General features: G+C 62.0%; 24 protein-coding genes and 1 tRNA gene. 14 read left to right on the forward strand and 11 right to left on the reverse strand.

The genetic code is table 11. The annotated features are described in order from the left end of the window. Positions 1-219: 219 nt before the first annotated feature. A complete protein-coding gene (rpoH, locus tag LB513_RS23950) occupies positions 220-1,131 on the reverse strand; it encodes an RNA polymerase sigma factor RpoH (protein WP_224665959.1) in 912 nt (303 codons plus the stop codon). Between the two features lie 211 nt (positions 1,132-1,342). Further along, complete coding sequence (locus LB513_RS23955; protein ID WP_224665960.1) at positions 1,343-2,383, reverse strand: RluA family pseudouridine synthase; 1,041 nt, start codon at positions 2,381-2,383, stop codon at positions 1,343-1,345. A gap of 26 nt (positions 2,384-2,409) precedes the next feature. On the opposite strand from LB513_RS23955, the gene LB513_RS23960 reads away from it, so the two are divergent. From LB513_RS23960 to LB513_RS23975, 4 genes are all read left to right on the forward strand, one after another. After that, the gene (locus tag LB513_RS23960; RefSeq protein WP_224665961.1) at positions 2,410-2,793 is read left to right on the forward strand and encodes a fimbrial protein; all 384 of its coding nucleotides are present in this window, start codon (positions 2,410-2,412) and stop codon (positions 2,791-2,793) included. A gap of 7 nt (positions 2,794-2,800) precedes the next feature. Further along, a complete protein-coding gene (locus LB513_RS23965) occupies positions 2,801-3,208 on the forward strand; it encodes a VOC family protein (RefSeq protein ID WP_224665962.1) in 408 nt (135 codons plus the stop codon). Between the two features lie 89 nt (positions 3,209-3,297). Continuing rightward, positions 3,298-3,372: transfer RNA gene (locus LB513_RS23970), tRNA-Glu, on the forward strand. Between the two features lie 229 nt (positions 3,373-3,601). Further along, positions 3,602-3,940, forward strand: a complete 339-nt coding sequence (locus LB513_RS23975; RefSeq protein WP_224665963.1) for a hypothetical protein — start codon at positions 3,602-3,604, stop codon at positions 3,938-3,940. A gap of 299 nt (positions 3,941-4,239) precedes the next feature. Here LB513_RS23975 and LB513_RS23980 read toward each other — a convergent pair whose 3' ends face one another. Continuing rightward, the gene (locus tag LB513_RS23980) at positions 4,240-4,446 is read right to left on the reverse strand and encodes a hypothetical protein (RefSeq protein ID WP_224665964.1); all 207 of its coding nucleotides are present in this window, start codon (positions 4,444-4,446) and stop codon (positions 4,240-4,242) included. A 178-nt stretch (positions 4,447-4,624) separates the two neighbouring features. Here LB513_RS23980 and LB513_RS23985 point away from each other — a divergent pair, with 178 nt between their 5' ends. Continuing rightward, complete coding sequence (locus LB513_RS23985; protein ID WP_224665965.1) at positions 4,625-4,861, forward strand: hypothetical protein; 237 nt, start codon at positions 4,625-4,627, stop codon at positions 4,859-4,861. A gap of 21 nt (positions 4,862-4,882) precedes the next feature. Here LB513_RS23985 and LB513_RS23990 read toward each other — a convergent pair whose 3' ends face one another. After that, positions 4,883-5,248 (reverse strand): hypothetical protein, encoded by a 366-nt coding sequence (locus LB513_RS23990; RefSeq protein ID WP_224665966.1) that lies wholly within the window; start codon positions 5,246-5,248, stop codon positions 4,883-4,885. Between the two features lie 659 nt (positions 5,249-5,907). Between LB513_RS23990 and pstS the strand changes: the two genes are divergently transcribed. From pstS to phoB, 6 genes are all read left to right on the forward strand, one after another. Continuing rightward, positions 5,908-6,963 carry a phosphate ABC transporter substrate-binding protein PstS gene (gene pstS, locus LB513_RS23995; RefSeq protein WP_224665967.1) on the forward strand — a complete coding sequence of 352 codons (1,056 nt, stop codon included), beginning with the start codon at positions 5,908-5,910 and terminating at the stop codon, positions 6,961-6,963. A 66-nt stretch (positions 6,964-7,029) separates the two neighbouring features. Then, on the forward strand, positions 7,030-8,013 hold the full coding sequence (gene pstC / locus LB513_RS24000) for a phosphate ABC transporter permease subunit PstC (protein WP_224665968.1): 984 nt from the start codon (positions 7,030-7,032) through the stop codon (positions 8,011-8,013). Positions 8,014-8,016: 3 nt separating this feature from the next. Then, positions 8,017-8,868: a phosphate ABC transporter permease PstA gene (gene pstA, locus LB513_RS24005; RefSeq protein WP_224665969.1), complete on the forward strand. Its 852-nt coding sequence runs from the start codon at positions 8,017-8,019 to the stop codon at positions 8,866-8,868. Beyond that, positions 8,865-9,668: a phosphate ABC transporter ATP-binding protein PstB gene (gene pstB / locus LB513_RS24010; RefSeq protein ID WP_224665970.1), complete on the forward strand. Its 804-nt coding sequence runs from the start codon at positions 8,865-8,867 to the stop codon at positions 9,666-9,668. Before pstA ends, pstB begins: the two co-directional genes overlap by 4 nt. Before the next feature lie 25 nt (positions 9,669-9,693). Beyond that, positions 9,694-10,401 (forward strand): phosphate signaling complex protein PhoU, encoded by a 708-nt coding sequence (gene phoU / locus LB513_RS24015; protein ID WP_224665971.1) that lies wholly within the window; start codon positions 9,694-9,696, stop codon positions 10,399-10,401. A 19-nt stretch (positions 10,402-10,420) separates the two neighbouring features. Then, positions 10,421-11,110 (forward strand): phosphate regulon transcriptional regulator PhoB, encoded by a 690-nt coding sequence (gene phoB, locus LB513_RS24020; RefSeq protein WP_224665972.1) that lies wholly within the window; start codon positions 10,421-10,423, stop codon positions 11,108-11,110. 82 nt (positions 11,111-11,192) lie between these two features. Here the strand turns inward: phoB and LB513_RS24025 are convergent, their stop codons facing one another. Further along, positions 11,193-12,437, reverse strand: coding sequence for an ROK family protein (locus tag LB513_RS24025; protein ID WP_224665973.1), 1,245 nt, complete (start codon positions 12,435-12,437; stop codon positions 11,193-11,195). A 340-nt stretch (positions 12,438-12,777) separates the two neighbouring features. On the opposite strand from LB513_RS24025, the gene xylF reads away from it, so the two are divergent. The 3 genes from xylF (at position 12,778) to LB513_RS24040 (ending at position 16,121) form a co-directional block, all read left to right on the forward strand. Beyond that, positions 12,778-13,818: a D-xylose ABC transporter substrate-binding protein gene (xylF, locus tag LB513_RS24030; RefSeq protein WP_224665974.1), complete on the forward strand. Its 1,041-nt coding sequence runs from the start codon at positions 12,778-12,780 to the stop codon at positions 13,816-13,818. 136 nt (positions 13,819-13,954) lie between these two features. Beyond that, positions 13,955-15,307, forward strand: a complete 1,353-nt coding sequence (locus LB513_RS24035; RefSeq protein ID WP_224665975.1) for a sugar ABC transporter permease — start codon at positions 13,955-13,957, stop codon at positions 15,305-15,307. Positions 15,308-15,320: 13 nt separating this feature from the next. Next, positions 15,321-16,121 carry an ATP-binding cassette domain-containing protein gene (locus LB513_RS24040; protein ID WP_224665976.1) on the forward strand — a complete coding sequence of 267 codons (801 nt, stop codon included), beginning with the start codon at positions 15,321-15,323 and terminating at the stop codon, positions 16,119-16,121. Positions 16,122-16,237: 116 nt separating this feature from the next. Here the strand turns inward: LB513_RS24040 and LB513_RS24045 are convergent, their stop codons facing one another. From LB513_RS24045 to LB513_RS24070, 6 genes are all read right to left on the reverse strand, one after another. Continuing rightward, positions 16,238-16,483, reverse strand: a complete 246-nt coding sequence (locus tag LB513_RS24045; RefSeq protein WP_224665977.1) for a YMGG-like glycine zipper-containing protein — start codon at positions 16,481-16,483, stop codon at positions 16,238-16,240. A gap of 84 nt (positions 16,484-16,567) precedes the next feature. Further along, positions 16,568-16,894: a hypothetical protein gene (locus LB513_RS24050; protein ID WP_224665978.1), complete on the reverse strand. Its 327-nt coding sequence runs from the start codon at positions 16,892-16,894 to the stop codon at positions 16,568-16,570. A gap of 195 nt (positions 16,895-17,089) precedes the next feature. Further along, entirely contained in the window at positions 17,090-17,269 is a 180-nt protein-coding gene (locus tag LB513_RS24055) for a hypothetical protein (protein WP_224665979.1), read from the reverse strand. A 106-nt stretch (positions 17,270-17,375) separates the two neighbouring features. Further along, positions 17,376-18,410, reverse strand: a complete 1,035-nt coding sequence (locus LB513_RS24060; RefSeq protein WP_224665980.1) for a sensor histidine kinase — start codon at positions 18,408-18,410, stop codon at positions 17,376-17,378. Positions 18,411-18,607: 197 nt separating this feature from the next. Next, positions 18,608-18,772, reverse strand: a complete 165-nt coding sequence (locus LB513_RS24065; RefSeq protein WP_224665981.1) for a DUF1328 domain-containing protein — start codon at positions 18,770-18,772, stop codon at positions 18,608-18,610. A 191-nt stretch (positions 18,773-18,963) separates the two neighbouring features. After that, positions 18,964-19,758, reverse strand: coding sequence for a response regulator (locus LB513_RS24070; protein ID WP_224665982.1), 795 nt, complete (start codon positions 19,756-19,758; stop codon positions 18,964-18,966). Positions 19,759-19,949 lie beyond the last annotated feature (191 nt).

A 19,949-nucleotide genomic window follows, 5' to 3' on the forward strand; every position in this document is an offset into this window, starting at 1 on the left:
ACCATTGAGGCAACCGAATGCAGGAACTACTTTGAAAACGCAGGATACGCTTCCGTCAAAACGTGAAACGCTCTAAGGCCCACGGGCGTCCATGCCGCGGCCTCATCCTGCATGGTGTAAGCCTGGCTTCGTAGATGCCAGGGACACTCGCCGGATCGTAAAACAAAACGGCGGCGCCGGTTTCCTGGCGCCGCCGTTTTGTTTCGTGCCCTACAGCAGTCAGGCTGCCGGCTGCGCTTCGATGGTGCGCAAGGCCTGGGTCTGGCGTTTGGCGGCCGCCTTGACCGCGTCCTGCACCTTTTCGAAGGCGCGCACCTCGATCTGGCGCACGCGCTCGCGGCTGATGTCGAACTCGGACGAAAGCTCTTCCAGCGTCAGCGGCTCCTCGGCAAGGCGACGCGCCTCGAAGATGCGCCGTTCGCGATCGTTGAGCACGGCGAGAGCACCCGACAGCATGCCGCGCCGGTTTTCCAGTTCGTCCTGCTCGATCAGCATGTCTTCCTGGCTCTCGTGGTCATCGACCAGCCAGTCCTGCCACTCGCCGGACTCGCCTTCGCTCGCCCGGATCGGAGCGTTCAGAGACGCGTCGCCCGACAGGCGGCGGTTCATCGACACGACTTCGGCTTCGGAGACGTTCAGCCGCGTCGCGATCTCGGTGATCTGGTCGGGCTTGAGGTCGCCGTCATCCAGCGCCTGAATCTTGCCCTTCACCTTGCGCAGGTTGAAGAACAGGCGCTTCTGGTTGGCGGTCGTGCCCATCTTGACCAGGCTCCACGAGCGCAGGATGTACTCCTGGATCGAGGCCTTGATCCACCACATCGCATAGGTGGCGAGGCGGAAGCCGCGCTCTGGCTCGAATTTCTTCACGGCCTGCATGAGGCCTACGTTGCCTTCCGAGATGACTTCGCCGATCGGCAGGCCATAGCCGCGATAGCCCATGGCGATCTTGGCAACCAGCCGAAGGTGACTTGTGACGAGCTTGTGCGCGGCGGTCGTGTCCTCATGCTCGGCATATCGCTTGGCGAGCATGTACTCTTCCTGCGGCTGCAGCATGGGAAAGCGACGGATTTCTTCCAGGTAGCGGCTGAGGCCGCCTTCGCCGGAAACGATACTGGGTAATGACTGGGCCATGATAGCGCCCCCTCTCTACTTGGAGTGATGCCCCCGAAACGCGGCGGGCATGTGACGCGAGCACCAGAAGGCTCGCTCGCGACAACCGTTATAATATAGGAACAAAACCAGAAAAGACAGACTTTTGTTCAACACGAAACAGTGTGTCACGCTGAAGTGAACAATGCCAGTCAAGTTTTTGAGGGTCAGTTCTAGGCCTTCGGGGCCAGGCTCAAAGCTTGCGAAAGCCTGCTACAAGTTCCTCCATGTCCCTCGGGAACGGCGCCTCGAACCTCATCGATATATGGGTTGCAGGGTGGCGAAATGCAAGAAGCCAGGCATGCAGGGCTTGGCGGGAAAATGCCTGTACCCCGCTCTTCAGCGGTTGCGGCAGCCGGTTAGACTTGGTGCGGAAAGCTTGCCCGTAATCTGGATCGCCGATGACCGGATGGCCGATATGGGCCATGTGAACGCGTATCTGATGGGTGCGGCCTGTCTCCAACCGGCATTCGACCAGGCTTGCGGTGGCGAATTCCTGCTGCTTTTCGCCGAAGCGCTCCCGCACGGCAAAATGGGTTATGGCGTGACGGGCGTCGTCGCGGCCTTCCGGCACGACGGCTCGGCGCACGCGGTCGGATGCGCGGCCAAGCGGCGCGTCGACAGTTCCCGTCGGCCTTTGCGGTATTCCCCAGACCAGCGCCAGATAGGCGCGTTCGAGATCGCCGGTCCTGCCATGGTCGGCGAAAGCCTCCGACAGTGCCTTGTGGGCACGGTCGGTCTTGGCAACCACCATGACGCCGCTCGTCTCCTTGTCGAGGCGGTGGACGATGCCCGGACGGCGCACGCCGCCAATGCCGGAGAGGCTGTCACCGCAGTGGTGGATCAGGGCGTTGACGAGCGTGCCGGTCCAGTTGCCGGCGCCGGGATGCACGACCAGTCCGGCCGGCTTGTTGACGACGATCAGCTCGTCATCCTCATAAAGCACATCGAGTGGTATATCTTCACCTTGCGGCTCGGCCGGCTCGGGTTCCGGCATGACGACCGACACGCTCTCGCCCATGGTCATCTTGCGCCTGGTCTCATCGGCGGGCTTGCCGTCGATACGAACCGCACCCTGCCGGATCAGCATCTGGACGCGGCTGCGCGACATGTCGGGACCGAGGCTGGCCGCCAGCCATTGATCGAGGCGCTGCCCGGCCGCGTCCGCGCCGGCCACCAGCACAGTTGGCGCCGCCTCTATCAATTCAGGGTCCTCTTCGCTATGAGCGCTCATCGAAAAACCGTTCCGGAATATCCGCCATGCCCCGGCCCGATGCCGACCAAGATCAAGAAAAGCCACTCGACCCCGAGGTCGAAAAGATGCGTGGCAAGCTCGTCCGCTTCATGGCCATCAATCTCGGCCTGCTGTTCCTCGCTCTTATGGTTGTGATCGCGGCGATTGTCTACAAAGCCCGCAAGGCGCAGCCGGTAAGCCCGCCCATGGCCGGCGACGTTCAGGTTCCTGCGGGCGAGCCGCTGAGCGGCGACATCGTGCTGCCGGTCGGCGCCAGGGTGGTCAGTCAGTCCCTGTCGGGCAACCGCGTCTCGATCGACGCAGAACTCGCCGACGGCAGCCGAACGATTTTCGTTTACGACATTGCAGAGCGCCGGCTGATCGGCCAGTTCGCGATCCGGTCGAAATAGCGGCGAGATGACCGGTTTCGCCGAATATCGTCGTGTCGCCACCGTGGCGCTGGTCGTCGCCCGATATGACGAGGCGATTGCCTGGTATGGCGAGCGGCTGGGCTTCGTGCTCGTCGAGGATCTCGATCTTGGCGCGGGCAAGCGCTGGGTGATCGTGGCGCCGCCCAGCGGGAAAGGTGCCAGGCTGCTCCTGGCGGAGGCAGCCGACGAGGCGCAGCGGCAAAGCATCGGAAACCAGACAGGCGGGCGCGTCTTCCTGTTTCTCGAGACCGATGATTTCGCCCGCGACCATGCGGCGATGCTGGAGAGAGGCATCGAATTTCGCGAGGCGCCACGCTTCGAAGCCTACGGCACCGTGGCGGTTTTCGCCGATCTGTATGGCAATCTGTGGGACCTGATCGAACCGAAACGCTGATCGTGGAGCCGGCCATTTGGCCGATCCGGCAAAGCCGCAATCCCAGTTGCTTTTTCCCGGCCGTCAGCCTATATCGCCGGTTCTTGAACGCGCCCATCGTCTAGCGGTCAGGACACCGCCCTCTCACGGCGGGAACAGGGGTTCGATTCCCCTTGGGCGTACCAGGACTCTTGTTGGCAATGCCACACCCATCACAAAGCTAAAATTGTCGAAGACTGTCATGGCGCTGGCCGGTTCTCGGCACATCGCCTGCGAAGCATTTTTCGAGCCCTATCGGAACCTCGACGCTCGCCACTTGTTTGATCCTGCAGCGACGGCGTTCAAACTGAGCGCCAGTCTAGCGTGTCTGGCCTGTGGCACCCGCAGGCCATCCTCTAAAAGGTAATCAATTCGATGGCCAAGAACATTTCCGAAAACAGAGCCCGGCAAGGCGGCCTCGGGCGTCCAGTGCTCGCTATCCTGCTGGGTGGACTGCTGCTGGCGGTCATAGCCTGGGGTATCGCCGAAACATATGGCGTGAGCTCGAAGACCGAGGCGACGCAGGAGGGGAGCGAATCGACCGCTGGCTCCGCCGGCTCAAACCCCGGCGAGACGGATCCCAACAAAGCCAGGACCGACATAAACAGCGAGCCGGTCGACCAGAACCCCAAGGTCGACAAGAACCCGACGCCGCAATCAAGTACTGGCGGAGATCAGCAGGGGACCCAGCCGGCCCAGCCTGCCACGCCCTAGTATGCGTTGAACGCGGTTCTGGGAGGCCTGTGGGCAAACAGACGCCCGCGGCCCACTTCAATGGCGGACGTTTGCAAGGAGACATTTCCCGAGCAGGCGCAAGCGAATTAACGTTTCGTTTACCATTAGTCTGTCTATTGGAGGCAATTCGCTTTGGGTCGCGACCACGGATGTACTGGCGCGATGTCAAGGAGAAAGCAAAGGCCGGCATATTGCCGGCCTTTTTGCGTTGAGCATAGGATCAGACACCCTGCCGTGCGCAGAGTGCAAGGTCCAATGTGCCCAGCAGGAAGCTGCGGCTAATGATGGGCGCGGCGCCTGTCTTCGGCGTGCCGCGCAAGGGCCGGTGTTTCCGCAACGTAGTCGTTCCACGCGGATTGCGGAACCTGCCCAGCGAGGTAGCATTCGAGCAACAGGCTCTGATCGGGGTTCAGCGAATCGCCGTCCAGCCCCAGCGAGTGAAACAGATTTCTTGTCAGTTCCGAGACGTTGAAATGCATCGACATCTGCATTCTCCTTTTGTCATTCAACGCGGAGGAACGTGCAAGGTTTCAGGGGGACCGAGCATATTTCGACCCGAAAACCTGCGACAGGTATCCAGCAATGCGTTTGGCCTGTAGCCGTCGAGTTGGAACGGAAGCGATGCCCGACGCGTTTTGATGCGCACAGCCGCGGAGAAACGCCATGGCCACGTTTAGGGAATTGCGGATACTGGAAATCGTCGAAGACCAGTCTCTGTCCACCGAACAGAAGATCGCTGAACTGCGCGACATCGAGTCCGAGGCGCGCGGATTGCAGCGGGCAGCCTCGGAAAGCCCGATGGGCGACGATGACGGCTGGCAGGATGATTTGCGCCAAGTGCGCTTTGCGCTCGATAAACTCGGCGCGAAAGAACCAAAGAAGGGCGCCGCCTCGCTCTGAGGCAGATTTTGGTTCAGTCTGCTATTCGCAGACCATGCGAACCCGCTTGCCGGGTTCGCTCACATTCCTGCACTGCAACCGCTTCTCAGCCCCTGTGTTCGATGACGCAGGCGCTAAAGTGGTTGCCCGCCTTCTGAACTTGCCCGGACGGTCCCTGCGCTCGGAAAATTGTCTGGGCTCGGAAAACTGTCTGGGCGGTTGCGGCGCGACTGGAAAGGCGCCGGCCTGGGGCGATAGATCATACTCCACATTGGGGGGCGGCTTGTCCCAGATCCGCCGGACGTCGAGCGGCTTCGGAATGATGACCGTGCCGTCATAGGCGCGCGAGCAGCCGCTGCCGAAAAGCAGCGCCAGCCCCATGCAACAAGGCACAATCCGTCCAAACATCAATAATACCCCTAGGCGACTTATATAGCGGCTTAGCCCTCGCCGACAACCGTGCGCAACAGCGCAGCATTGCCAACGGATCCGGGCATGAAAAGTTGCCTTCGAAGCGGACCTAGTGTGATCGCGAAGCCGGGCGCAAGGCGGGCCTTCCGCCCGCGATGAGCAGGGCCCGCGGTCCGCCCGGAGAATCGGGGCTGCCTTGCCGGCGCAAGGCCATGGCGCGATCGCACCATATCAAAGGCCGCAAGCAGCCATGACAATGAGCATATTCGGATTCCGCCTTCCAGTTACGGGCGGGAGCAGCGACCGCCGGCATGGAACAGCGTCGTCCTACCCCAACGGACCTGTTTTCGGCGATGGCCCGGCCACGACTCGCTCTGGCTGCGAGCAACGCGCTCCCGCCCGGCTTTTATTCGCCCATCGGCTGACAACGGGCTCGCAGGCCGATTTCGGTCATGAAGGGCGCAAGCCACTGATTCCAGGAGCAAAGCCGCGCCTTAACGCGCGCTTGGGCAGCGCGGCGTCCAGCCCGCTCCGACGACGCGTTACCGGGGCGACATGAAACTGTCATGCGACTGTTATAATCGAAGGCTATTGGCCTCAGCGGGCGCCGCAAGCGATGGCGCCAAGAGATCATCTTCCGAACAGGAGCAGGCCCCATGAAACACTTCATCCGCTCGGCGGCCGTTGCGATTGCAATGGTCACGGCGTCCACCTTCACCCTTTCCGCGGCCATGGCGGCTGATCTTTCCGGCGCCGGCTCGACCTTCATCTATCCGGTATTCGCCAAATGGGCCGATACCTACAAGAAAGACACCGGCGTCGGCCTCAACTACCAGTCGATCGGCTCCGGCGGCGGCATCAAGCAGGTCATCGCCAAGACCGTGACCTTCGGCGCCACCGACAAGCCGATGTCCGATGCAGACCTGGAAAAGAACGGCCTATTGCAGTTCCCGATGGTGATGGGCGGCATCGTGCCGATCGTCAACCTGACCGGCATCAAGCCTGGTGAACTCGTTCTCGACGGCAACACGATCGCCCAGATCTATCTGGGCGCCATTACCAGCTGGGACGATGCGGCGATTAAGGCCCTCAACCCGACCCTCACCCTGCCGTCGACCGCGATCGCGGTCGTGCATCGCTCGGACGGCTCGGGCACGACGTTCAACTTCACCAATTATCTGGCGAAGCTCTCGCCCGACTGGAAGGACAAGGTCGGCTCGGACACCGCTGTCGAGTGGCCGGTGGGCGTCGGCGCCAAGGGCAGCGAAGGTGTTGCCAACACGGTCAAGCAGACAGATGGCGGCATCGGCTATGTCGAATACGCTTATGCGTCCCAGAACAACCTGTCCTACTCCAAGATGGTGAATGCCGCCGGCAAGGTTGTCGAGCCGTCTCTCGAAACCTTCGGTTCGGCAGCTGCTAACGCCGACTGGAAGGCCGCGAAGAACTTCAACGTCATCATCACAAACGAGCCGGGCGACACGACCTGGCCGATCGCAGCCTCGACCTGGGTGCTGATCCATAAGACCCCGGACGATGCCGCCGCAACCGGCGAGGCGCTCAAGTTCTTTGCCTGGGCCTACAAGGATGGCAAAGAGACCGCCAAGGCGCTCGATTATGTCTCGATCCCCGACAATGTCGTCGAGCTGATCAAGATGTCGTGGAAAGCCGACATCCAGGCCGACGGCAAGCCCGTCTACGCCGGCGAATAACATCCCCCTGAAGGGGCGCCGCGCCGCGGCGTCCCTTCTGCCTCAACACAAAGAGCCGAGCTCCACATGAGTGCTATCCAGGAAGCCATGCCGGCGACACGCGGTTCGCGCGACGCCATCGTCAGGCGCTTCGCCATGACCGATGCCATCTTTCATGGGATGACCCGGGCCGCCGCCATACTGGTGCTGGTCCTGCTTGGCGGCGTCGCGATCTCGCTGTTCGCCGGTTCTTGGCAAGCCCTGTCGACCTTCGGCTTCTCGTTCCTGACCAGCGAGAGCTGGAACCCGGTGACCGAGAAATTCGGCGCGCTGGCGCCGATCTACGGCACCATCGTCACCTCGGCCATCGCCATCCTGATCGCCGTGCCGCTCGGCATCGGCATCGCCATATTCCTTACCGAGCTTTGCCCGCGTCCGCTTCGCCGTCCCATTGGCATGGCGGTGGAACTGCTGGCTGGCATCCCCTCGATCATCTACGGCATCTGGGGCCTGTTCGTGCTGGCGCCGTTCCTGCAGACGACCGTCCAGCCTTTCATCATCTCTGTTTTTCACGGCATTCCCGGCCTGAACAGCCTGTTTGCCGGCCCGCCCTACGGCATCGGTCTTTTGACCTCGTCGCTGATCCTGGCGATCATGGTCCTGCCCTTCATCACGTCGATCACCAAGGACGTCTTCGACACCGTGCCGCCGGTGCTCAAGGAATCCGCCTACGGCATTGGCTGCACGACCTGGGAAGTGACCCGCCGCGTGGTCATTCCCTATACGCGGATCGGCATCATGGGCGGCGTCATGCTCGGCCTCGGCCGCGCGCTCGGCGAGACGATGGCCGTGACCTTCGTCATCGGCAACGCGCATCGCATCTCGACTTCGCTGTTTGCGCCGGCAACGACCATTTCCGCGACGATCGCCAACGAGTTCACCGAAGCGGTCGGCGATCTCTACACCTCTTCGCTGGTGGCGCTCGGCCTGATCCTGTTCCTCATCACTTTCCTCATCCTCGCCATCGCACGCTACATGCTGATGCGCATCGACGCCCGTACGGGAGCCTGACCGATGTCGACATATGAATCGCTTCACCGTCGTCGCAAGAGCAGGAATTCCGTGATGATGACGCTGTGCGTCATCGCCGCGGGCATCGGGCTTGCCTGGCTGGCACTCATCCTCGGTGCGCTGCTCTACAAGGGCAGCGCCGGCCTGTCCCTGGATGTGTTCACGCAGATGACGCCGCCGCCCGGCGACGCCGGCGGCCTGCTCAACGCCATCTATGGCAGCGTGGTGATGACGGTCATCGCCGTCATCGTCGGCACGCCGATCGGTGTGCTAGCCGGCACCTACATGGCCGAATACGGCCGCTTTTCGAAGCTCACCACCGTGGTGCGCTTCATCAACGACATCCTGCTGTCGGCGCCATCGATCATCATCGGCCTGTTCGTCTACGAACTGATGGTGCGGCCGATGGGGCATTTCTCGGCCCTTGCCGGCGCGGTCGCGCTCGCCATCCTGGTCATCCCGGTCGTCGTGCGCACCACCGAGGACATGCTCAACCTGGTGCCGAACGCCCTGCGCGAAGCCGGCACCGCGATCGGCGCGCCGCGCTGGGTGGTGATCAAGTCGGTCGCTTACCGCGCCGCCCTGTCGGGCATCGTCACCGGCATATTGCTGTCGATCGCCCGCATCTCCGGCGAGACGGCGCCGCTGCTCTTCACCGCGCTCAACAACCAGTTCTGGTCGAGCAATCTCAACGCGCCGATGGCCAGCCTGCCTGTGACCATCTTCCAGTTCGCACTCAGCCCTTACGAGGAATGGCAGCAACTGGCCTGGACCGGCGCACTCATCATCACATTGACGGTTCTCGCGCTCAGCATCGTTGCTCGCAGCCTGACCGGACGCAGAGAGGACAAATGAGCCAGATGTTGTCTCCAGACATGACGATCGCCGCCGAGGCAGCCGCCAAGGCCAAGATCGAAGTCAAGAACCTCAACTTCTACTACGGCCAGAGCAAGGCCTTGAAGGACATCACGCTGTCGCTGCCCGAGCGCAGCGTCACCGCCTTCATCGGACCTTCGGGGTGTGGAAAGTCGACGCTGCTGCGCGTCTTCAATCGCATCTACGAGCTCTACCCCAAGCAGACGGCCGAAGGCCAGGTCCTGCTGGACGGCAAGAACGTTCTCGACCGTTCGCAGGACCTCAACCTGCTGCGGACCAAGATCGGCATGGTGTTCCAGAAACCGACGCCGTTTCCGATGTCGATCTATGAGAACATCGCCTTCGGGGTCAGGCTCTATGAGAAGATCAGCAAGTCCGAGATGGACGGCCGGGTCGAACAGGCGCTGAAGCGCGCCGCGCTTTGGAACGAGGTCAAGGACAAGCTCAATGCCAGCGGGCTCAGCCTTTCCGGCGGCCAGCAGCAAAGGCTCTGCATCGCCCGCACCGTGGCGGTGAAGCCGGAAGTCATCCTGCTCGACGAGCCGGCCTCGGCGCTCGATCCGCTGTCGACCGCCAAGATCGAGGAACTGATCGACGAGTTGCAGGCCGACTACACGATCGTCATCGTCACCCACAACATGCAGCAGGCGGCGCGCGTGTCGAAGCAGACCGCGTTCATGTATCTGGGCGAGCTGGTCGAGTTCGACCGCACCGAGAAGATCTTCACGTCGCCCCGCGAAAAGCGCACGCAGGACTACATCACCGGCCGTTTCGGCTGAGCTCAGGCATACGAAGGACAGGATCATGGGCGAACATACAGTCGCTTCTTTCGACGAGGATCTCGGCCAGATCAGCCGGCTGATCAGCGATATGGGGGATCTCGCCGGTTCGATGGTGGGCGGCGCCACCAAGGCGCTGCTGAATTCCGACAATGCGCTTGCACAGCGCGTGGTCTCGGACGACGCCATCATGGATGCGCGCCAGCGCGAACTCGACGACCGCGCCATCACGCTGATTGCCAAGCGCCAGCCTATGGCGGACGATCTGCGCCATGTCGTCGGATCGATCCGCATGGCCGGAGACCTCGAACGTATCGGCGACCTTGCCAAGAACATCGCCAAGCGCGTCGGCACGGTTGGGCTCAGCGTCACCCCGCGCGACCTGTCGAACTCCATCGACACGATGGCGCAGCTTGTGCTGATCCAGGTTCAGGGCGTGATCGAGGAATATGCGGCGCATGACGCCAATGCCCTGGCGACGCTGCGCGCCAATGACGAGCGCATCGACATCAAATACACTTCGGTGTTCCGCGAGCTCCTGACCTACATGATGGAAGACCCGCGCAACATTACCGCCTGCACGCATCTGCTGTTCTGCGCCAAGAACCTCGAACGCATCGGCGACCACGTGACCAACATCGCCGAAAATGCGTATTATGTGCTGACCGGCACGCAACTGCCCGCCAATCGTCCGAAACAGGATGAAACCGCGATGGCCGCGCCGGCAGCATGACCATAGGGGTGACCAGGCGATGATCGCGCCACGCATCATGGTTGTGGAGGATGAAGAGCCGCTGGGCGTCCTGCTGCGCTACAATCTCGAATCCGAGGGCTACCAGGTCGAGGTGGTGACGCGCGGCGACGAGGCCGAAATCCGCCTGCAGGAGAATGTCCCCGACCTTCTGGTGCTCGACTGGATGGTGCCGGCGGTGTCCGGCATAGAACTCTGCCGGCGCCTGCGCATGCGCCCCGAGACCGAGCGGCTGCCCGTCATCATGCTGACGGCGCGCGGCGAGGAGAGCGACCGGGTACGCGGCCTTTCGACAGGCGCCGACGACTATCTGGTGAAGCCGTTCTCGACGCCGGAATTCATGGCCCGGGTCAAGGCGCTGTTGCGCCGCGCCAAGCCGGAAGTGCTGTCCAGCGTGCTCAAGGTCGGCGACATCGTGCTCGATCGCGAGTCGCATCGTGTCTATCGCAAGAAAAGCGAGATAAGGCTCGGGCCGACAGAATTCCGCCTGCTCGAATTCATGATGCGTCACCCCGGCCGGGTGTTCTCACGCAGCCAGTTGCTCGACAATGTCTGGGGCGAAACGATCTATATCGACGAACGCACGGTCGACGTGCATGTCGGCCGGTTGCGCAAGGCCGTCAACAATGGCCGAATGCCCGATGTCATCCGAACCATCCGCGGGGCCGGCTACGCGATCCGCGAAGATTAGGGGTGTGCTCATATTGGGGTGAGGCCGGCCGCGAATGGCGGCTCCTGCGCTTCCGGTATTCAGGGACCCGTCGCGGCCTTACTCAGGCAACGTTTTTCCCAGCCACACCCGCTCTTGCCTGGACGCCCGGCGCGAAGATCTGCTCATCGACGAAGGTCAGCGCCCGCATGGCGCAGCCTTCGCGGATCAGCGGCAGTTCATTCGGCTCCGTATCGAAGGAGATCGATTTCGAATGCTGGCCGCCGGCGGTCTGGGCGATGGCCTCGCGCAGGGCGGGCTCGATCAGGTCGAAGGCGGCGGCACTGACGCCGACCATGGCCACGGGTGCCGGGTCGACCAGCGCGAACAGGCTGCCGAGGCCGAAACCGAGCGCCTCGCCCGCCTTGCGGTAGGCTTCACGTTCTGGCCCGTCTTTTTCGCGTGCCGTGGCCGCCAGCACACGCATCTCCGCATCCCCGACATCGACAGGCTCGGCCTCCTCCCCCATCTCGCTCGCGTTGCGCCAGATGGCGTAATTGCCGGCATAGGCCTCGATGCAACCGCGGCGTCCGCAGCGGCAGAGGGCGCCATCGGGCCGATGGATCATGTGGCCGAACTCGCCCCCCGAGGAATGAGTGCCGGAGAAAAGCTCGCCTTTGAGCACCAGCCCCATGCCAATGCCGTGCGACAGCAGGACGGCAATGAAATCGTCGCGATAGCGCTGCGGATCGCGCCAGCGCAAAGCCACTGCCATCATGTTGCAGTCGTTCTCCACGATGGCGGGGATGCCGAATTCCTCTTCCAGCACGTCGGCGAAGGGGATGTCGGTATGCGGGGTGATCGGCGACCACAGCATGGCGCGGGCATGAGTGTCGGTAACGCCCTGGATAGCGAGTGCGATGCGGGCGATGCCGCGGACGTCGAGGTCGGCATCCTCGAGGCGCCGACGCACGATGGCGATGCACGCGCCGACCAGCGCTTCCCGGTTCATCGTCAGCGTGTCCAGCCGGCGTTGCTCCTCGGCGATCACCTGGCCGGTATAGTCGATGACCGCGACCGACAGGAAGTTCAGCGACAGCACCACCGTCATCACCGTGGCCGCCTCGGGATTGAGGCTCAGGCCGACCTGCGGGCGGCCGCGCTTGAATGATCCTGGTTCACTTGGCTTGCTTTCGGCAAGGACACCTTCTTCGATCAGGTCCGAGGAGATGGCCGAGATGGTCGAATGGCTGAGGCCCGTGGTCGCGGCTATTTCGGTGCGAGATGGGTGTGCGGCCCGGCGCACGGCCGAGATCACCATTGCGCGGTTGCGACGGCGCAGATCGTCGTGGCGAATCCCAACCGACATGCTTCCTCGACCTCCCGTCGCAGCGACCTTTTCTGCCTCGAAGGTCGTCGGCTACACCTGAAACGTTTTCGCCCTTCAGGTTCCTCGTTCCGCGCGCTGTTGCTCCGACAAGCCCGGATGCTTTGAAGGGGCGCGACGATCAAATATTGGCAGAAGCCCACCACTCTGTCATTGTTTTTCCGGGTCTCGAAAAAAACCTCGCGCCGATCAAGAGCCATCATAATCGATGTTGACAGCGTACGGGTGTTGGACCAGTGTTTTTTCGAGGCTCGAAAAAATGGGTCTCTGTGCCGGCCTCAGGGTCAGTTGGTCGCGCCATACGCGGCGCAGGGAGGATATCATGAAAAGAGTCACAGCAGTCATCCTGGCAGGGGTCGCCATGTCGCTGACGCTGGTGTCTGGCGCGCAGGCGAAGGACAAGGTCATTGGCGTTTCGTGGTCGAATTTCCAGGAGGAGCGCTGGAAAACCGACGAGGCGGCCATCAAGGCGGCGCTCGAAGCTGCCGGCGACAAATATATTTCGGCGGACGCGCAGTCCAATCCCGGCAAGCAACTTACCGATGTCGAGAGCCTGATCTCGCAGGGTGCCAACGCGCTGATCATCCTGGCACAGGACGCCTCGGCCATTGGTCCGGCCGTCCAGAAGGCCCTGGATGAAGGCATTCCGGTCGTCGGCTACGACCGTCTGATCGAGAACAAGGATGTCTTCTACCTGACCTTCGACAACAAGGAAGTGGGCCGTCTGCAGGCGCGCGAAGTGTTCAAGGCCAAGCCGGAAGGCAACTATGTCTTCATCAAGGGCTCTGGCGCCGATCCGAATGCCGATTTCCTGTTCGCGGGCTCGATGGAAGTGCTCAAGGACGCGATCGACAGCGGCAAGATCAAGAATGTCGGCGAAGCCTATACGGATGGCTGGCTGCCTGCCAACGCTCAGAAGAACATGGAGCAGTTCCTGACCGCCAACGACAACAAGGTCGACGCGGTCGTCGCGGCCAATGACGGCACCGCAGGCGGCGTCGTGGCCGCGCTGACGGCGCAGGGTCTGGCCGGCACCGTGCCGGTCTCGGGCCAAGACGGCGACCACGCCGCCCTCAACCGCATCGCGCTCGGCACGCAGACCGTGTCGGTGTGGAAGGACGCGCGCGAACTCGGCAAGAACGCCGCCGAGATCGCCTCGCAGCTTGCCGACGGCAAGAAGACGGGCGACATCGCCGGCGCCAAGGACTTCACTACGCCGGGCGGCAACACGGTCAAGTCGCTGTTCCTGACCCCGGTCGCCATCACCAAGGACAATCTGAACGTCGTCATCGACGCAGGCTGGATCAAGAAGGACGAGGTCTGCACGGGCGTCGCGGCCGGCACGATTGCCGTCTGCAACTAAGCCTTGCCTGCTTCACTGCGTTACCGACGCCGCGGCCCCAAGCCGCGGCGTTTCCTCAACAAGATTGGGTTTCCGCCTCGGGGAGCCTTTAGGCCAGTTGCCGCATTCGCGTCAGAATGGGCTGGTGGAGGACATCATGACCGACACGACGACCAACACGCAGGCCGACACGGCGCGTGCGTCCGAACTCGGCGTCGTCGCCCGGTTCCTGAAGGCGACCGAGATCGACACCCGCATGCTCGGAATGATCGGCGCGCTGCTGATCATCTGGATCGGGCTGCATGTCATTTCCAGCGTGCGTCTGGGCGTCAATCCGCTCGATTTCGACAGCCGCACCTTCCTGACGCCGCGCAATTTATGGAACCTGTCGGTGCAGACATCCGCCGTGGCCATCATGGCCTGCGGCATGGTGCTCGTCATCGTCATGCGCAACATCGACCTCTCGGTCGGCTCCGCCGAGGGCGTGATCGGCATGGTCATGGGCTTTGCGCAGGTGCATTTTCTGGTCCGGTTCGTGGGGCTCGAACTCGGTAATCCCTGGATCTGGGTGCTGGCGCTGGTCATCGGCCTGGCGCTCGGCCTGCTGATCGGCGCCTTCCAGGGCTTCATAGTCGCCTATCTGGACGTGCCAGCCTTCATCGTCACGCTGGGCGGCCTGCTGGTGTGGCGCGGCGCCGCGTGGTGGGTCACCAGCGGACAGACCGTGGCGCCGCTTGACGCCACGTTCCAGTTGATGGGCGGCGGCCCGGCGGGATCGATAGGCGCGACCTGGAGCTGGATCGTCGGCATCGTGGCATGCCTTGCCGTGGCATTTGCCCTTTTGAACGGCCGGGTGCAGCGCAAGCGCTTTCGTTTCCCGCTGCGTCCGATCTGGGCCGAGACGCTGCTGGGCATCGTCACCTGCGGCATCATCCTTGGCGCCGTCTGGCTTGCCAATTCCTATCCATGGCCGATCGGCATCGTGAACAGATACGCGGCGGCCAACAACATCACGGTGCCTCCGGGCGGCCTCTTCATCGCGCATGGCATCGCCATACCGGTCCTGATGGCGATCGCGGTCGGGCTGGTCATGACCTTCATCACCAACCGCACCCGCTTCGGCCGTTACGTCTTCGCCATCGGCGGCAATCCGGAGGCCGCCAATCTCGCCGGCATCAACACCCGCTGGGTCACAATGAAGGTGTTCATGATCATGGGCGTGCTGGCAACGATCGCCGCCGCCATCTCCTCGGCCCGGCAGAATTCGGCGACCAACGTGCTCGGCACATTGGACGAGTTACTGGTCATCGCCGCGGCCGTCATCGGCGGCACTTCGCTCGCCGGCGGTTCGGGGACCATCATAGGCGCCATGCTTGGCGCATTGCTGATGCAGTCGCTGCAATCGGGCATGGTTTTGCTGGGCGTCGATTCACCGCTGCAGAGCATAGTCGTCGGCGCCGTCCTGGTTATCGCCGTCTGGCTCGACACCGTCTATCGCAAGCGCGTCTAGAGGGAGAACCGACATGACCGACCAGATCGCCTCCGCCGCCACGCCGCTTATCGATATGCGCAACATCTCCATCGCCTTTGGCGGCATTCGCGCCGTCGACGATGCGTCGATCGATCTTTTCCCCGGCGAGGTCGTTGCGCTGCTCGGCCATAATGGCGCGGGCAAGTCGACGCTCATCAAGATCCTGTCCGGCGCCTACAAGCGGGATTCGGGTCAGATTCTCGTCAATGGCCAGGAGGCATCGATTTCCAACCCGCGCGACGCCAAGAAATATGGCATCGAGACGATCTACCAGACGCTGGCGCTGGCCGACAATGTCGACGCCGCCGCCAATCTGTTCCTTGGCCGCGAGCTAATGACCGCCTGGGGCACGCTCGACGACGTCGCCATGGAAGCGGAGGCGCGCAAGGTGATGGGACGGCTCAATCCCCGCTTCCAGCGGTTTAAGGAACCGGTGATCAAGCTGTCGGGCGGCCAGCGGCAGTCGGTGGCGATCGCGCGGGCCATCCTGTTCAACGCACGCATCTTGATCATGGACGAGCCAACGGCGGCGCTCGGCCCGCAGGAGACGGCTCAGGTCGGCGAACTGGTCAGGCAGCTCAAATCCGAGGGCATCGGCATCTTCCTGATCAGCCACGACATTCACGACGTCTTCGAACTCGCAGACCGGGTCTGCGTCATGAAAAACGGCCAGGTCGTCGGCACCGCGCGCACCACCGATGTGACCCAGGACGAGGTGCTGGGCATGATCATCCTGGGCAAGTGCCCTCCTGGCGCCATTCCCGGACCGGGTGCACTGAAGATCGCTGCCTGAAACGCAAGCAATGGCCTCTGTCCGAGACCGGATTGGCCAGCGGCCACGATGTTGCGGGGCAAAAAATCCAGAGGCCGGAAACCAGCCTCTGGATCGGTATTAGGGCTATCGACGAATTAGTTACAACGCGCCGTGTAGATGCGGCCGTGACGATCGCGATACTGGCAATAGCCGTTGCGCAGGTTGCGCACGAGCAGGCCCGAACCAGCGCCGACCGCGGCCCCGATCAACGCACCCTTGCCGCCACCGACCAGGCCGCCAACGCCGGCACCAATCAAAGTGCCGCCACCCACGTCCTGTTCAGTCGACGTGCAGCCGCTAACCGCTGCAACCGCAACCATGGCAATAAGAATTTTCCGCATAGAGTCGCTCCTCACTTTGTGTCCACACTTGGATATGCTCCAACTGCCATTTAGCATGAAATGGCAGCCTTCGCTGCTGCAAATCTATTGTTGGCTAAGATAGTCTTTTTCTGGGCGTATCGTGTTCGAAGCCATCACCATGCTGGAAACCGCAAGGGACGCGTCGAGAGTACCATCCGGGCGCACGGCCCAGACGATCTGATCATAGTCATCTTCAAGCGCCGGGTCGACGGTGAGGCATTTGGCAACGACGCGCTGAGACTGTCCCTGCACGTCCCCGAGGGCAAAAGGACGTTCGGCGACGCATTGGTCCATCGAAGCAAAAACACTGACCGGGACAGGCAGTTCTCGGCACTCACCCATGGTGTTCGAGCAACCTATGACCAGCAGCAGCGCAGCGATGTGTTCCATGGCGAAATGTCCTCTCGCCACTGTAACGAATCATCACCGCCAAAGTTCCTGCCACATTAATACTCGTTAAAAATATGCTTCGGGAGGGAGTCTGCGTATCAACTAATGACATCCGCTAGTGAACTTCAGTCAAAGAACGCCCGACACTTGCTAAGTGTCGAGCGTTACATTGTCGAAAGCACCGAATGAATTTGGTCAGCGCAACAGCTGGAATAAGGCCGCTATCGCCATTGCCGTGATGGCAATCATCGCAGCCAGAGGCGATGATCTCAACGTGGGGAAACCGAATGATGGCAAGGCTGCCTCCGTGTCCTGAAACCCGCCCATCGAGATACGGGCGGCGTGCTCAAGTCTGTTCATGTCGGCAACCGTCAAGACATCCTCCCGCGTGGTTATCCAATTCCATCACTAGAATGTGCGAGAGCTCCACAAGTTCCCAAGCGCAAGCCGGAAAAGAGCGTGGGTGACGGCGACGAGCCAATCACTCTGTCTCGAAATTTCCGTGCGGAACGACGAGGCGGTATTCCAGGCGACCGGCAGCTATTTCGAGTTTTGCCGTTCCGTTTAAGGAAGCTGGCACAACACGCTCGAGCGCAACACTGCCGAAACGCTTCTGGCTGGGGCCAGTGTAGCCTGCCGGTATCTTCTCAACCCATGTCAGCGACAGTTCCGTGTTGCCACCGCCCTTGACCTGCAGATCCGCGGTGACTTCAACGAAGCCGTTGGGATGCGACAGCGCGCCATAGCTGACCGAATTGACGGCGAGTTCATGCATGGCCAGGCCGATATGCAGGGCGGCATTGGGATTGAGATAGGGATTTGGTCCGAAGAAGCGCACACCGTGCGGGTCGCCACCATGCCGCCCGACCTGGCCAGAGACGAGTTCGCGAAGCGCTGCGCCCCGCCAGTTCGATGACGTGACAAGATCCTGCGATGATGCCAGCGATTGCAGCCGGCCGCGGAAGCGCGTCAGGAAGTCGCTCATCGTGTCGGAGTAGCGGCCGGTCTGTGTGGCTATGCTTTGAATGATCGCAAGCAGGTTCTTGGAGCGATGGCTGACCTCGCGCAACAGCGTCGTCAGGGTCTGCTCACGGCGTTTCTGGTCGGTCGTTTCGACCATGGTCGTCACGACACCTTGGACGGCCCCGCCATCGCCATGATCCGCGTCGATCCAGACCTGAAACCATCGCACGCCGTCTTCGGCGGGCAGGTTGATCTCGAGGGCCTGCGGGTTGCCGGAGGCGATGACGTCGCGTTTGGCGGCTGCGATCCGGTCGGCCTGCGCGGCCGGCAAAATGTCGCTGCTTTCCGCACCGCCTGAGGCCGCCCAGGGCGCTCGCATGTTGCGCGCCCATACGGTCTGCATCTCGCGGTCCTGATAGAGAACGGAAATGCCCGCATTGTGAAGCGCATGGAGCAGAGCCCGGCCAAGCTGCATTCCGCTTTCCGCCGGGTGCAAAGCGATTACTTCCTCGCCCTGCGTGCCTTCTTCGGTGTCCGAGGCCTTGGTACGCATTGTTTGCATGTCCACCCAACCCAGGCTGAACGGCCCATCGTCAAATGAGTTCCCAAGACCTTGGTGGTTCCCGTGCCATCTCGAACGATAGTTCTAAAAACGGTCCGCCGGGCGGCGTCCCTTGCAGGACGCCACCCGGCGGTGGCTGGAAACCGATTGAGGGGTGCGGCTTCCAGTGTTCGCTTCGACGGTCGTTCTCAGGCTCGCTTCAAGAGTCCTGCAAGAAGCGAAATGACAAGGAACGCCAGGAAGATGAAGAAGAGAATCTGCGCTATGCCGGCGGACGTGCCTGCTATGCCGCCGAACCCAAGTGCGCCGGCGATGATTGCCACGACAAGAAACACAAGCGCCCAGTACAGCATGGTCCATCTCCTTCGAATGGTGCGATAAAAACGTGGGTGGCTAGGGTTGGTTCCAATTTGTGTGGAAAAAGACGCTCACAAATCGTCCGGGCAGACGGGCCGAACATTTGCGGGCGGATCCAGCCTGCCAAAAAGGCCGCCCGATGCTTCGCACGCGGACGGCCTTTGAGTTGTTGTCGAGAGGTCGCGGCTTACGCCGCTGCCTTCGCCTGGCGATCGAAGAACAACGCCTGGCTTATAAGCGCCTTGACCATATCCGGATTGAACGGCTTCGTGACCAGGAAGGCCGGCTCGGGCCGTTCGCCGGTGAGGAGGCGCTCGGGGAAGGCGGTGATGAAGATGACCGGGACCGATGTCGACGCCAGGATTTCATTCACCGCCTCGATGCCGGAGCTGCCATCGGCGAGCTGAATATCGGCCAATACCATCTTCGGCCGCGTCTTGGCGAACATAGCTACCGCCTCAGCATGGGTGCGCGCCGTTCCGACAACGCGGTGGCCGAGGCTTTCGACCATTTCTTCTATGTCCATGGCGATCAGCGGCTCGTCTTCGATGATCAGTACGTCCGTCGCCACCTGGCGGGAAATCTCATTGCTCGCCTGCGCCAGCAGCTCTGAAAACTCCTGTTCTCCGACGTCGAGGATCTCGGCCGCCTCATCCTCGCTGAAACCCTCGACCGCGACCAGCAGGAAGGCTTGACGGGGACGTGGGGCGAGGGCGTTCAGATTGGCCGCTGCACGTTGTTCCCATGGCGATTGCGCATTTTCCTGGGGAACGCGGATCGCTACCGATGTGAACAGCTTTGCGAAAACCTTGTAGAGTGCGATGCGATCGCTTGAAGCTTCAGGAAAGATCTCAACGTCGGCGATGATGGCTTCGAGCATCGCGGCGACCAGCGCATCGCCGCTCTCCTGCGATCCGGAAACGGCGCGCGAAAAGCGGCGCAGGAACGGCAGGTTCGGCGCGATGGTAGCGGATAAACTCATGGTAAGACGTCTCCCTCAGAATGACGTGATTGCATAGATTGCAGGTCAAGCTGATTGCAAGCCCTCTCCACAACGCAAAGGGTGGGAAAAAGTTCCAACCCGCGATGGAACTAATGTCAGGGGAAGGCGTTTGGATGCGGGATGGGCGACCAGACGGGGATACCGCTTGCGCTGAGTTGAGTATATAGGGC

Source organism: Mesorhizobium sp. ES1-1, assembly GCF_020164785.1.
In the GTDB taxonomy this organism is placed as follows: domain Bacteria; phylum Pseudomonadota; class Alphaproteobacteria; order Rhizobiales; family Rhizobiaceae; genus Mesorhizobium.

Bases quoted from the DNA above. Each gene is read 5' to 3' on its own strand.
- rpoH (WP_224665959.1), bottom strand. From the start codon at position 1,131: ATGGCCCAGTCATTACCCAGTATCGTTTCCGGCGAAGGCGGCCTCAGC.
- LB513_RS23955 (WP_224665960.1), bottom strand. From the start codon at position 2,383: ATGAGCGCTCATAGCGAAGAGGACCCTGAATTGATAGAGGCGGCGCCA.
- LB513_RS23960 (WP_224665961.1), top strand. From the start codon at position 2,410: ATGCCCCGGCCCGATGCCGACCAAGATCAAGAAAAGCCACTCGACCCC.
- LB513_RS23965 (WP_224665962.1), top strand. From the start codon at position 2,801: ATGACCGGTTTCGCCGAATATCGTCGTGTCGCCACCGTGGCGCTGGTC.
- LB513_RS23975 (WP_224665963.1), top strand. From the start codon at position 3,602: ATGGCCAAGAACATTTCCGAAAACAGAGCCCGGCAAGGCGGCCTCGGG.
- LB513_RS23980 (WP_224665964.1), bottom strand. From the start codon at position 4,446: ATGTCGATGCATTTCAACGTCTCGGAACTGACAAGAAATCTGTTTCAC.
- LB513_RS23985 (WP_224665965.1), top strand. From the start codon at position 4,625: ATGGCCACGTTTAGGGAATTGCGGATACTGGAAATCGTCGAAGACCAG.
- LB513_RS23990 (WP_224665966.1), bottom strand. From the start codon at position 5,248: ATGTTTGGACGGATTGTGCCTTGTTGCATGGGGCTGGCGCTGCTTTTC.
- pstS (WP_224665967.1), top strand. From the start codon at position 5,908: ATGAAACACTTCATCCGCTCGGCGGCCGTTGCGATTGCAATGGTCACG.
- pstC (WP_224665968.1), top strand. From the start codon at position 7,030: ATGAGTGCTATCCAGGAAGCCATGCCGGCGACACGCGGTTCGCGCGAC.
- pstA (WP_224665969.1), top strand. From the start codon at position 8,017: ATGTCGACATATGAATCGCTTCACCGTCGTCGCAAGAGCAGGAATTCC.
- pstB (WP_224665970.1), top strand. From the start codon at position 8,865: ATGAGCCAGATGTTGTCTCCAGACATGACGATCGCCGCCGAGGCAGCC.
- phoU (WP_224665971.1), top strand. From the start codon at position 9,694: ATGGGCGAACATACAGTCGCTTCTTTCGACGAGGATCTCGGCCAGATC.
- phoB (WP_224665972.1), top strand. From the start codon at position 10,421: ATGATCGCGCCACGCATCATGGTTGTGGAGGATGAAGAGCCGCTGGGC.
- LB513_RS24025 (WP_224665973.1), bottom strand. From the start codon at position 12,437: ATGTCGGTTGGGATTCGCCACGACGATCTGCGCCGTCGCAACCGCGCA.
- xylF (WP_224665974.1), top strand. From the start codon at position 12,778: ATGAAAAGAGTCACAGCAGTCATCCTGGCAGGGGTCGCCATGTCGCTG.
- LB513_RS24035 (WP_224665975.1), top strand. From the start codon at position 13,955: ATGACCGACACGACGACCAACACGCAGGCCGACACGGCGCGTGCGTCC.
- LB513_RS24040 (WP_224665976.1), top strand. From the start codon at position 15,321: ATGACCGACCAGATCGCCTCCGCCGCCACGCCGCTTATCGATATGCGC.
- LB513_RS24045 (WP_224665977.1), bottom strand. From the start codon at position 16,483: ATGCGGAAAATTCTTATTGCCATGGTTGCGGTTGCAGCGGTTAGCGGC.
- LB513_RS24050 (WP_224665978.1), bottom strand. From the start codon at position 16,894: ATGGAACACATCGCTGCGCTGCTGCTGGTCATAGGTTGCTCGAACACC.
- LB513_RS24060 (WP_224665980.1), bottom strand. From the start codon at position 18,410: ATGCGTACCAAGGCCTCGGACACCGAAGAAGGCACGCAGGGCGAGGAA.
- LB513_RS24065 (WP_224665981.1), bottom strand. From the start codon at position 18,772: ATGCTGTACTGGGCGCTTGTGTTTCTTGTCGTGGCAATCATCGCCGGC.
- LB513_RS24070 (WP_224665982.1), bottom strand. From the start codon at position 19,758: ATGAGTTTATCCGCTACCATCGCGCCGAACCTGCCGTTCCTGCGCCGC.